The organism is Corynebacterium sp. MSK150 (assembly GCF_030229215.1).
Classification (GTDB): domain Bacteria; phylum Actinomycetota; class Actinomycetes; order Mycobacteriales; family Mycobacteriaceae; genus Corynebacterium.
In genome coordinates this window covers 20,846-32,850 of record NZ_JASPHM010000007.1, presented here as the reverse complement: position 1 = coordinate 32,850, position 12,005 = coordinate 20,846, and the positions used below count along the sequence as shown (strand labels likewise).

At 61.4% G+C, this 12,005-nt stretch carries 11 protein-coding genes; 8 read left to right on the top strand and 3 right to left on the bottom strand.

Annotated elements, in window-relative coordinates; translation table 11 throughout:
* Nucleotides 1-169: 169 nt before the first annotated feature.
* From QP941_RS05800 to QP941_RS05790, 3 genes are all read right to left on the bottom strand, one after another.
* The gene (locus tag QP941_RS05800; RefSeq protein ID WP_284868333.1) at nt 170-1,042 is read right to left on the bottom strand and encodes a hypothetical protein; all 873 of its coding nucleotides are present in this window, start codon (nt 1,040-1,042) and stop codon (nt 170-172) included.
* A gap of 227 nt (nt 1,043-1,269) precedes the next feature.
* Complete coding sequence (locus tag QP941_RS05795; RefSeq protein WP_239278682.1) at nt 1,270-2,328, bottom strand: CNNM domain-containing protein; 1,059 nt, start codon at nt 2,326-2,328, stop codon at nt 1,270-1,272.
* Nucleotides 2,328-3,725, bottom strand: coding sequence for a hemolysin family protein (locus QP941_RS05790; RefSeq protein ID WP_284868331.1), 1,398 nt, complete (start codon nt 3,723-3,725; stop codon nt 2,328-2,330). The genes QP941_RS05795 and QP941_RS05790 overlap by 1 nt, the downstream gene beginning before the upstream one ends.
* A 147-nt stretch (nt 3,726-3,872) precedes the next feature.
* On the opposite strand from QP941_RS05790, the gene hemW reads away from it, so the two are divergent.
* The 8 genes from hemW (at nt 3,873) to pdxY (ending at nt 11,852) form a co-directional block, all read left to right on the top strand.
* Nucleotides 3,873-5,012: a radical SAM family heme chaperone HemW gene (gene hemW / locus QP941_RS05785; RefSeq protein ID WP_284868330.1), complete on the top strand. Its 1,140-nt coding sequence runs from the start codon at nt 3,873-3,875 to the stop codon at nt 5,010-5,012.
* 109 nt (nt 5,013-5,121) lie between these two features.
* Entirely contained in the window at nt 5,122-6,294 is a 1,173-nt protein-coding gene (locus QP941_RS05780; protein WP_284868329.1) for an ATP-binding protein, read from the top strand.
* Between the two features lie 10 nt (nt 6,295-6,304).
* Entirely contained in the window at nt 6,305-7,354 is a 1,050-nt protein-coding gene (hrcA, locus tag QP941_RS05775) for a heat-inducible transcriptional repressor HrcA (protein WP_023020999.1), read from the top strand.
* Between the two features lie 69 nt (nt 7,355-7,423).
* The gene (dnaJ, locus tag QP941_RS05770; protein ID WP_284766924.1) at nt 7,424-8,575 is read left to right on the top strand and encodes a molecular chaperone DnaJ; all 1,152 of its coding nucleotides are present in this window, start codon (nt 7,424-7,426) and stop codon (nt 8,573-8,575) included.
* A complete protein-coding gene (locus QP941_RS05765; protein ID WP_284868328.1) occupies nt 8,575-9,333 on the top strand; it encodes a 16S rRNA (uracil(1498)-N(3))-methyltransferase in 759 nt (252 codons plus the stop codon). Before dnaJ ends, QP941_RS05765 begins: the two co-directional genes overlap by 1 nt.
* A 23-nt stretch (nt 9,334-9,356) precedes the next feature.
* The gene (locus tag QP941_RS05760; RefSeq protein ID WP_005326444.1) at nt 9,357-10,337 is read left to right on the top strand and encodes a PhoH family protein; all 981 of its coding nucleotides are present in this window, start codon (nt 9,357-9,359) and stop codon (nt 10,335-10,337) included.
* Nucleotides 10,334-10,951: an rRNA maturation RNase YbeY gene (ybeY, locus tag QP941_RS05755; protein ID WP_284868326.1), complete on the top strand. Its 618-nt coding sequence runs from the start codon at nt 10,334-10,336 to the stop codon at nt 10,949-10,951. Before QP941_RS05760 ends, ybeY begins: the two co-directional genes overlap by 4 nt.
* A 52-nt stretch (nt 10,952-11,003) precedes the next feature.
* The gene (gene pdxY / locus QP941_RS05750) at nt 11,004-11,852 is read left to right on the top strand and encodes a pyridoxal kinase PdxY (protein ID WP_284868325.1); all 849 of its coding nucleotides are present in this window, start codon (nt 11,004-11,006) and stop codon (nt 11,850-11,852) included.
* The last annotated feature ends 153 nt before the right edge of the window (nt 11,853-12,005 follow it).

The window sequence follows — 12,005 nt, the reverse complement described above, 5'->3', positions numbered from 1 at the left end:
GCGAAGGCTCTTTCTTATTGCGGGTGAAGTCTCGGTGGGTTCTCTTGCGAGGTGTTCGCCATCGCCCTCCCTTCGCGCTCACCGGCGCAGCCGACTCCGCGGCGAAAGCACCGCTGGTGAGCGCGAAGGGCGGCGGGGTAGAGGATGGCGGGAGGCAGGAAGCGTGGACTTAGGCAGAACGGGCGGCTTTTTGTCTGGCGGAGATGGTGGAAATGAGGTCGGTCAGGAAGCGAGTGGGGTGGTCGATGAGCTGTCGCGGGGTATAGCAGAGGACGGTGAAGCCGGCCTCGCGCAGACGTCGGTGGCGCTCACGCTGATGGGGAAGCGCCTTCGCGGGGATGATGTCGATGAGGTAGGCGCTGTTGATACATAGGGCGGTCGTGATACCAGGTAGTGCGTTAAACGGCGCCTCGAAGAACATGGGCCAGGGGAAATCAGCCTCAATGAGGAGGGTGCGGGCGAAAGACTCGTAGGGAGAGCGGGAAAGGGAAGAGGCGTGGTGGATTACGGCGCGGACGATGCGGCTATTGCGCACTCGGCCCATGCGGGCAAACTCTTCCTTGAGGTCTTCTCGGCTGAGGCCGGAACGCAAAGCCGAGTCGGCGGCGATGAGGCCGTCGGTGAAGCCGTGGTAGCGGGCGACGTCGATAACCGCGCGGGCCTTGGAAACGCAGCGGGTGCCGTCCACGAGGACGGGCTCGGGAAGTAAAGCTTTGCGGTAGATGCGCTCGGGATGGCGGCGGTCCTTGTGGGGAAGCGTATTGGTGGGAAGCGCCATTTCGATCTTTTCCTCGGCCGTGGCGATGACCCACAGCCCGTGGACGCGGGCGGCGGACTTGGAGATGAGCACCGCGGTATAGGCGCTGCGGGCGGCCGCTATGGCGCGCAGGCGCAGCTGGGAGGAGAAGTCGAGGCAGTGGTAGTGATCGCGCCGGACTGCGATGCGCGGTGCGAGCTTGAGGTAGGTGCCGTTTTTCAGGTCGGTCCAGAAGGTGGGGTGGTTAGCGCGGATGGAGTCGATTTTGGTCAGTGGTGGTGTCATGACTCCTAGGAAAGGGCACGCTGTCGGCTGGTGCGAGGAGGTGGCGGCCGGGCCTGTGGATAACAAGGCCGCAGGGAAAGGAGAGTGAGCGAAGTGGCGGCTGGGAAAGTTACGGCCACAGTTATCCACAGTCCGGGAAGTAGCCCTTGCGCGTGGGCGCGAAAACGGCAAAGCCCGCGCCGGCCACAATGAAGCGGGCACGGGCACGGGCGAGGACGCGGCGGGAACTAGACGGCCGGGGGAGGGGTGACCTTATCTAGCTGCTCAGTAATTTGCGGCCACAGTTGGCCCATGATGTCGTCCCAGGTAAGGATCCACACGGCGTTGTCCTTATCGGCCTTGCCCACCATGACGAGCTGCTCGTTGCGAGCGCGCATGTGGTCCAGAGTCTTTTGCACGGTAGTGGAAGAAGACACGGACAGGGCAGGACGGGAGAACTCGAGAACCGGGGTCTCTGGTTCTGCCAGCAAAGTATCGCGCACGTGGACCACGCGGGGGACGCGGGAGTCCTTAGGGAAGACCAGCACGCGCATGATGTTCTTGCGTACGACGAGGTCTTGGAGGTCCTCCACGGTGGCGTCGGAAGGCAGGGGCACTACCTCAGAGCCGTGCTCGCGGGCCATGGCGCCCACAGTGGAGTTTTCCAACTCGATGACATCAGAAATCTGGTTGGCAGACTCATCATCCAAAGCGCCGGTCTCGCGGGAGTGCTCGACCAAGGTGCGCAGGGTTTCGGCGTCGTAGCCGGCCGCACCGGCGCGGTCGACGGGCTCTTCGCCGGCCATGGAGACCATTTTGTTGGCCATGACGTTGATCCACTTCAGCAGCGGGCGGAAGATCCACACGAAGCCACGTGCGGGGACCGCGATGAACTGCAGGGCGGTCTCCGGGTGAGTAATAGCCCAAGACTTCGGTGCCATCTCACCCAGCACGAGGTGGAGGAAGGTGACGATGAAGAGGGCGAGGAGGAAGCTGACGACGTCGGCAATGCCCAGCGGCAGGCCCGCGGCCTCCAGCGGTGCCATGAGCAGGTGGTGCACCCACGGCTTGGTCACAGCACCGAGCACAAAGGTGGCGGCGGTAATGCCCAGCTGCGCGCCGGCGAGCATGATGGTCAGCTCATTGAGCGAGCGCAGTCCGGCGCGGGCGGTACGGGAGTTTTCCGCATCCTCTTCCAAGCGGTTGCGGCGAGCGCCCATCAAGGAGAACTCGATAATCACAAAGAAGCCGGAAGCGGCGATGATAAGCAGGGTAACGAGGAGGTTAAACCACCAAGATTCGGTCATTATGCATCCTCCTTCTTAGCGGCATCATCATCGGAGTGGTCGGAGTAATCCTCCACCAGCTCGATGGCAAGCACGGACGGCACGTGGCGGTCCACCTCTTGCACACGCAGGCGGAGGGAGCGAACGGGGGCCTCATCGTGGTCCACCCAGTCCTCGGGCTCGGCCTCGAGCTGGATGGTGTGTTCCTCGCCTACCTCAGGCAGCGCACCGGAGTGCGCAATGACGAGGCCGGCGACGGTCTCAAAGTCGCCCTCAGGCAGGTCGTGGCCGATGGCGCGCTCGATCTCATCAATCGGCGTATCGCCGTCGACCAACCAGTGGGATTCGTCCTGCTCGGTGATTTCCTCGGTTTCTTCGATATCGTGCTCATCGGTGACATCGCCTAAGATTTCCTCGGCCAAGTCCTCCATGGTCACGATGCCTACGAAGCCGCCGTATTCATCGATAACGCACGCCATCTTCTGGTCGCTATCGCGCAGCTCTTCCACCACATCCGGCAGCGGCATCAGCTCAGGGACCACGACGGCCTCCTGCATGATGCTGGTGGCCTTGGTGGCGGCGGGCAGGTCGCTTCCTAGGACGTCGATAAGATGCACCACGCCGATTGGATTGTGTTCATCGTCGATGACGGGGTAGCGCGTGTGGTCGGTAGACATCATCTCGCGGACCTCACCAAGGGTGGTGTCCGGGTCAATGACGTCCACACGGGAGCGCGGAATCATGGCGTGTTCAACGTCGTGCTCTGGGAAGTCCAGCAGGCGGTCTAGCACCATGTAGGTATTCTCATCCAGATCGCCGGCCTCATGGGAGGAGTCCACGATGGATTCCAGGTCATCGGCGGTGGCAGAGGAGTCCACGTCTTCTACCGGTTCGATGCCAAAGAGCTTGAGGATGGCATTGGAGGAGTACTCGAAGAAGTGGATGAGCCAGCCGAAAATCCGCAGGTAAAGCTGCGTGGAGGCGGCCAGCCAGCGCGCCGTCTTCATCGGTGCGGCAATGGTGTAGTTCTTGGGGAAGAGCTCCGCAAACAGCATCGTCGCAATTGTGGAGATGAAAAGTGCCGCGATGGTACCAACGGTGACTGATACCGCGGAGGGAACGCCGACGCCGCCAAGCAAGGTACCCAGGCCTTGGCCCACGAGCGGCTCGGCCACATAGCCGATGAGCAGGCCGGTAATCGTAATGCCGAGCTGCGCGCCGGAGAGCATAAAGGAGGTCTGCTGAGTAATAGCCAGCGCGCGTTGTGCTGTCTTATCCCCCTCAGCAGCCTGGGTCCGCAGCTGCGTGCGGTCCACGGACATATAGGAAAACTCTTGGGCCACGAAGTATGCGTTCGCGACGATGATGAGGCCAATGACTACAAAGCCGGCCAGAATCATCAAAATAGCCGATAACATGATTTACTCCCCACCGCCTAGAAGGAGGTAGGGACATCGACTCGGAGGTTCCACTGAGGGTGCCTTTCTACTTGGGAAGATGGAAACATACTACATTCTTAACCCTGTTTTCGGCCATTTTGTTCCTGCCCTATTAGGGTTTTATCCATGACTGAACCCTTCGGGCTGTATATCCACGTTCCTTTCTGTGCCACTCGTTGCGGGTATTGCGATTTCAATACCTATACCCCGGGCGAGCTTGGCAGTCCGCGCGATCTCACCGGCCCCTACCTGGATGCCTTGGATCGCGAGTTGGAATTGGGGGCCGCGCGCGTGGGCCGCCCGGCCGAGACCGTCTTCATTGGCGGCGGCACGCCCTCGCTGCTGGGAGGGCAGGGCCTGAGCCGCATCCTGAACACCGTCCGTTCGACCTTTGGCCTGAAACCAGGGGCGGAGGTCACCACCGAATCCAACCCGGAGTCCACCTCGCCGGAGTATTTTGCCCAGCTTGCCGACGCCGGCTATACCCGCATCAGCCTCGGCATGCAGTCCGCATCCCCGGGCGTTCTCCAAGTCCTCGAACGCGCCCACACCCCCGGCCGTGCCTTTGCCGCCGCCCGCGAGGCCCGCGCCGCCGGCTTCGAGCATGTCAACCTCGACATGATCTATGGCACTCCCACCGAAACGGATGACAACGTGCGCGAGACGCTCGACCGAGTGCTAGAAACCGGCGTGGACCACGTCAGTGCTTATTCGCTCATCGTAGAAGACGGCACGCGCATGGCGCGCAAAGTCAATAAAGGTATCCTGCCCGCCCCCGATGAGGACGTGCTGGCACGGCGCTATGAGATGATTTCTACCACCCTCGAGGCAGAAGGATTCGAGTGGTACGAGGTCTCCAACTGGTCCAAGCCCGGCGGCGAGTGCGAGCACAACCGCATCTACTGGGTAGACGGCAATTGGTGGGGTGCAGGCCCAGGCGCCCACTCGCACTTGGGCAACGAGCGCTTCTTTAACGTCAAGCACCCCTCGCGCTACATCGAGGCCCTCGGCCGCGACGAGCTGCCCATCAAAGAGACCGAGACGCTTACCGACGCCGACCGCCACATGGAGAAAATCATGCTCGGCCTTCGTCTGCGCGAGGGCATCCCGGAGGCCTGGCTCGATGCCCACGCTGCCCCCGCCCTCGAGCGCTTCATCGGCCGCGGTCTGCTCGAGCGCGCCGGCAATCGCGTACGCATCACCAAGCCCGGCCGCCTGCTGGCCGATGGCATCATCACCGATCTCCTCGTCGCCGAAGAAACCTAATCCTCGTTCCCAGATCTTTAGACTTAGTCCAGTAGAAACCAAACCAGTTAGTTTTGACTCAGTCGATGAGAAACCTGTTATTCCGCTATTTTCTTGTTAGTCTTTTGATATGGACGATGCACTAAATCCGTATACTCCCGGTTCGGGACTTGCCCCTACAGTCCTCACTGGGCGCGACAGGGATCTACAAGCTTTTGACAACTTGATTAAGCGTGCAGAAAACAATTTGCTTGGCCGCCCGATGCTGCTCATTGGCCTTCGTGGAGTCGGCAAGACGGTCCTTTTGAACCAATTGAAATCACGGGCCGATAAGTGTGACTGGCTCACGGTAAAAGTTGAAGCTTCGCAAGGAGTGCGCGGGGCAGAGAGCGTACGGCGGGCAATTGCCAACGGGCTAGGAAAAGCTTCGCTGCGCTACCGTGCGAAGGCGTTGGTGAAAGAGAGTGCTTTGGCACTGTCGCGGGCGGTTGCATCATTTCACCTTTCCTTGGGGGACGGAGCAATGAACCTAGGAGTGGAGACTAAGGATTTAGCTCCTGTTACCGGAAACCTAGAGCTCGACCTGCAGGATGTCACCTCTGCTGTAGCGGAAACCCTAAAAAGGGATCGAAAGGCCCTTGCTTTCTTTATCGATGAAATGCAAGACCTAGATGAGGAAATGATGGAGGCGTTAATTTCAGCCCAGCATGAAGCAGGCCAAAACCGTCTACCCTTTTATATAATCGGCGCTGGTCTACCGAGCTTGCCCGGAAAAGTTGCTAGGTCGCGCTCCTATGCGGAGCGCATGTTTGAGGTACACACCATTGACCGCCTTGGCTTGCATTCGGCGCGCAAAGCTCTATCTGCACCCGCTGAGCGCCAAGACGTGGAATTCGAAGATGGCGCTCTGGATTTTCTTGCGGAGGCAAGTGGACAGTATCCGTACTTTTTACAGGAGTTTGGATCCCAAATTTGGAAGGTAGGCGAAATCTCACCGTTTACCATTGCGGATGCAAGGCAGGCCGCTCGCTTGGGAACAAAGCAACTAGACGCAGGCTTCTTCCAAGCTCGCTGGGATCGAGCTACGCCAGCTGAAAGAGACTATCTCAGTGCCATGGCAGCCTTAGGCGATGGTTCAGCGGAAACGAAAGAAATCGGTGAACGTCTAGGGAAGGATAATAAAGCTCTTGGTCCGGTGCGGGCTAAGCTCATAAACAAAGGTCTCATTTATTCCCCTGAGCACGGTAAAGTCAGGTACACCGTCCCGAACTTTAAAGAATTTATCATTCGCCGAAGCGAATAGGAGCGCCATAGTGTCTACCTCAACCGATGCCCGCCGCAAGGAAGTCCTGCGCGCCATTGTGGCGGACTATATTGCCTCCCAGGAGCCGGTTGGCTCTAAGTCGCTCCTAGAGCGCTACCAGCTGGGAGTTTCCTCGGCCACCATCCGCAATGACATGGCCGTGCTCGAATCCCAGGGCCTTATCTCCCAGCAGCACGCCAGCTCAGGCCGCGTGCCCACCCAGCAGGGCTACCGCCACTTTGTGGACTCCCTCCACGAGGTCAAGCCGCTTTCGGCCCCGGAGCGCCGCGCGATGCTCAACTTCTTGGAAGGCGGCGTCGACTTGGAGGATGTGCTGCGTCGCTCGGTGCAGTTATTGGCGCAGGTGACGAAGCAGGCGGCCGTCGTCCAGCTGCCCAATCTCAAGGTCTCGCGCGTCAAGCACTGCGAGGTCGTGGCGCTGTCCCCGGTGCGCCTGCTGCTGGTGCTTATCACCGATAACGGCCGCGTGGACCAGCGCAATGTGGAGCTCGATGAAATCATCGACCAGGACCAGACCTTCCGCCTGCGCGACATCGTTAATAGCGCGCTGGTGGGCAAGACGCTTAGCGACGCCTCCGTGGAGCTCGCCCACCTTGTCGACGACGCCCCCTTGGACATCCGCCACCACGTGCTCAAGGTGGCCACCACGCTCATCGAGACCTTGGTGGAACAGCCCTCCGACCGGCTGATTATGGCCGGCGCCTCCAACCTCACGCGCGTGGCGCGCGAGTTTCCGGAAGGTCTGCCCAAGATTATTGAGGCACTAGAAGAGCAGGTTGTCGTCCTCAAGCTGCTTGCCCGCGTGCCCGATCTGGGCAACGTCTCCGTGGTTATCGGCGAGGAAAACGAGGAAGATCAGCTGCGCCAAGCCTCCGTGGTGGCCACGGGCTATGGCCTGGGTACCGGCGATGAGGTGGCTACACTGGGCGGCCTTGGCGTGGTGGGGCCTACCTTTATGGATTACTCGGGAACAATTTCTAAGGTCTCTGCCGTTGCACGGTATGTGAGCGAAATTTTGGCCGGCGAGCAGTGCGAGTAAACTGGCTGGCCGCGCATTATTTTTTCAAGTTAACCCCAACAAGACGAATTAGAAGGAATATCTCTTACAGTGGCTCGTGACTATTACGGCATCCTCGGTGTTGATAAAAACGCAACTGACCAGGAGATTAAAAAGGCCTACCGCAAAATGGCCCGCAAGTATCACCCGGATCTGAACCCGGATGATGACGCTGCCGCGGAAAAGTTCCGCGATGCCGCGCTGGCCCAGGAGGTCCTGCTGGATCCGCAAAAGCGCCAGATCGTGGACATGGGCGGCGACCCCATGGAGCAGGGTGGCGGCGGTGCCGGCGCCGGTGGCTTTGGCGGCTTCGGTGGCGGCGGCCTCGGCGATATCTTCGCCGAGTTCTTCGGCGGCGGTGCCGGCGGTTCCCGCGGCCCGAAGTCCCGCGTCCAGCCGGGCAACGATGCCCTGCTGCGCACCCGCATCACTTTGGAGGAGGCCTACACCGGCCTGAAGAAGAAGGTCACCGTGGATACCGCGGTGCTGTGCGATAGCTGCGGCGGCACCGGCTCCGAGTCCAAGGCCAAGCCGGTTACCTGTGATAACTGCAATGGCATGGGTGAAATCCAGGAGATGCAGCGCAGCTTCTTGGGTAACGTCATGACCACCCGTCCGTGCCCGAAGTGCCAGGGCTTTGGCGAGGTCATTACCGATCCGTGCAACCACTGCGCCGGCGATGGCCGCGTGAAGAAGCGCCGCGATATCACCGTTAATATCCCGGCCGGTATCAATGATGGCATGCGTATCCGCATGGCCTCCCAGGGCGAGGTCGGCCACGGCGGCGGCCCGGCCGGCGACCTGTACGTTGAGGTCCACACGGAGGAACACCCCGTCTTCCAGCGCAATGCTGATGACCTCAACCTCACCGTGCGCGTGCCGATGATTGACGCCGCCTTGGGCACCAACTTCACCATCGATCAGCTAAGTGGCGAAGAGCTCACCATCGACATCGAGCCGGGCACCCAGCCGGGCGAGTCCATCAAGGTCGATGGCGCCGGCATGCCGCGCCTGCGCACCGATGGCTACGGCAACCTCTTTGCCCACGTGGACGTCGTTGTGCCGAAGGACCTGGACCGCAAGACCCGCGAGTCCCTGGAGAAGATCCGCAACTCCCGCGACGAGGGCGCGCGCGTGCGCACCACCGGCGACGGCCAAGAGGAATCCTTCTTCAGCCGCATCCGCGATAAGTTCCGCCGCTAATGTCGCTGCCCGTCTTCATCCACCCGGATCTTTCCGCCGCGCGCACCGGCGAGGCCTTCAGCTTTTCCGGCCCGGAGGCCCGCCATGCCGTGACGGTCAAGCGCATGGGGGAGGGCGAGCGCCTCGAGCTTATCGACGGCACCGGTATCCGCCTCACCCTCACCATCACCGCCACCTCGGGCAAGGAATCCCTGGAGGGCACGGTCGAGTCCATCGTGACCGCGCCCGAGCCCACCCCACGCGTGACCGTGGTGCAGGCCATCCCGAAATCCGAGCGTGCCGAGCTCGCGGTGGATCTTGCCACTCAGGCCGGCGCGGATGAGATTATCGCCTGGCAGGCGGATCGCTGCGTGGCTAAATGGGACGGCAAGAAGGCGCCGAAGGCGGTGGCCAAGTGGCAGGCGGCCGCGGATTCCGCGGCCAAGCAATCCCGCCGCGCCCGCATCCCGCAGGTGCGCGGCCCGCTGACCACCCCGCAGCTCGTCCAAGAGCTCACCGGCGGCCGTGACGGCGTTTCCTCTAACACACCCACTGTGCTCGTCCTGCACGAAGAGGCTACCGCCTCCATCAAGGATGTGCCGCTGGCGGACGACGTCGTCCTGCTCGTCGGCCCCGAGGGTGGCATTGGCGACGCCGAGCTCGATCGCCTCAAAGAAGCCGGCGCCACGCCCATCAAGCTCGGCCCGGAAGTGCTGCGCACGGCGAGTGCGGCAATGGTGGCGCTAGCGGCAATCGGCATGCGCACCGAGCGTTGGTAGGCGGCGCTGGTAGCCTAAAGCACGTGCCTATCATCACGAAGAAATGTGAGCTCGATTCCGCCTACGTCAGCAGCGTGCTGGGTAGTGCGGACGATAACCTGCGCGTGCTCAATAACCGCCTGGATGCGGACCTTTTTGCCCGCGGCAATGTCGTCACCGTCACCGGTCCGGATTATGAGGTAGCCCGCGCCGCCAAGATCCTCGATGAGCTCGAGGCTATCGCCCGCCGCGGCCACGCCGTGTCCACCGATACGGTCAAGCACACCATGGACATGGTGGCCGTGGAGGCGCCGCAGTCGGTATCGGCGGCGCTGGCGGCGGACATCGTTAAGCGCCGCGGCAAGGCCGTCCGCCCGAAGACGGTTGGCCAGTCTGAATACGTGCAGGCCATCGACGATAATACGGTGGTCTTTGGTATCGGCCCGGCCGGTTCCGGCAAGACCTACCTGGCGGTGGCCAAGGCCGTGCAGGCCCTGCAGACCAAGCAGGTCTCGCGCATTATCCTCACCCGCCCGGCCGTGGAGGCAGGGGAGAAGCTCGGCTTCTTGCCGGGCACGCTCAATGACAAGATTGACCCGTACCTGCGCCCGCTCTATGACGCCCTGCGGGACATGCTTGACCCAGAAATGATTCCTAAGCTCATGGAAGCCGGCATCATCGAGGTCGCCCCGCTGGCCTATATGCGCGGCCGCACGTTGAACGATGCCTTCGTCATCCTTGATGAGGCTCAAAACACCACGCCGGCGCAGATGAAGATGTTCCTCACCCGTCTGGGCTTTGGTTCCAAGATTGTGGTCACCGGCGATATCTCGCAGGTAGACCTCCCACACGGCCAGGTCTCGGGCCTGCGCATCGTGCGCCGCATCCTGCGCAACGTGGATGATATCCACTTCGCGGACCTAGGCTCCAAGGACGTGGTGCGCCACCAGCTGGTCGGGCGCATCGTCAATGCGTATGAGACCTTTGATAATAAGAAAGCCGCTGAATACGAGGGAATGGAATGAGTATCGAGTTTCTCAATGAATCCGGCTTCGAAGGCGTCAACGAGGAGATGCTGATTGACGTCGCCTCTTATGCCTTCGGCGCCATGGACATCAACCCCGATGCCGAGTGCACCATCACCTGTGTGGATTTGAAGACCATCGAGGATCTCCATGTGCGCTGGATGGATCTGGAAGGCCCCACCGATGTTATGAGCTTCCCCATGGACGAGCTCACCCCTGGCGCCATCGCTGGTGGCGGCCGCCCCGATGCCGCCGACCCGGGCCCAGCCATGCTGGGCGATATCGTCCTGTGCCCCGAGTTCGCCCTGCGCCAGGCGGAGGCCGCCGGCCATTCCCTAGGCCACGAGCTGGCCCTGCTTACCGTCCATGGTTGCCTGCACCTGCTGGGCTATGATCACTCCACTCCGGCCGAGGAGAAGGAAATGTTCGGCCGGCAAAACGAGCTGCTCGCGGATTGGTACGACGATGTAGCCGAGCGTGGCGTTTCCTTTCAGCCCAAGCCCTCTGGCCCGAAGGCTTTCCCCGACGCCGCCGAGCGCGCCAACCTAGACAAACAGGTTCCCGGTGGCGGAATCCCAGCGGTGGGGGAGCCGCAGGACCGCCCGGAGGAATAATTTTTGTCTTTTCCTTGGTGAGCGCGCGGGCAGCGTAGCACAATAGATAGCTATGACTATCCTTTCCATCCAGTCCCACGTCACCTACGGCCACGTTGGCAACTCCGCGGCCGTCTTTCCCCTGCAGCGCGCCGGCCATGAGGTATGGCCGGTCCACACGGTGAATTTCTCCAATCACACCGGCTACGGTGACTGGGGCGGACCGATGATTCCAGCCAGCGATGTCACCTCCATCATCGATGGCATTGAAAAGCGCGGCGCCTTCCCGCAGATCGACGCCATCCTTTCTGGCTACCAGGGTGGCGCCGACATTGCCGACGCCATCGTGGAAACCGTCCGCCGCATCAAGGCCGTCAACCCTAAGGCCCTCTACGCCTGCGATCCAGTAATGGGTAATGCTAAGTCCGGCTGCTTTGTCTCCGATGAGATCCCGCCGCTCTTGCGCGACCGCGTCGTGCCCGTCGCCGATATCATCACCCCCAACCAGTTTGAGTTGGGCTACCTCACCGATTCCGAGGTTGGCACCCTGGATGAAACCCTCGCTGCTGTAAAGAAGGCGCAGGAAATCGGCCCGAAGACTGTGCTGGTTACCTCCGTTAAGCGCCCCGAGACTGCCGACGACCAGATTGAGATGCTTGCCGTCGACGGCGACCGTGCCTTCCTCGTGTCCACGCCGCTGCTGCCGTTCAAGCGCAACGGCTCCGGCGATGTTACCGCCGCCCTGTTTACGGGTCACTACACCGAGACCAGCGACGTCAAGGAATCCCTGCGCCGCACCGCCTCCTCCGTGTATGACCTGCTGGAAAACACCTACGAAGCAGAGACGGCCGAGCTCCAGCTCATTCAGTCCCAGGACGTCTTTGCGCACCCGCGCATGCAATTCGACGCCGAGGAGCTTTAAACCCTGCGCGGCCCCGTTTGGGCGCGTGGGGTCCCGTGAAGTTTGGCCTCCTAAAGTTAGGTCCAATCTGATCGAGCTGATCTGAGGGAAAGTACCCCTCAGATCGGCCTTTTCGCCCTCAATTCGGCCCGATCACCTTGGACTTTTCTCCTC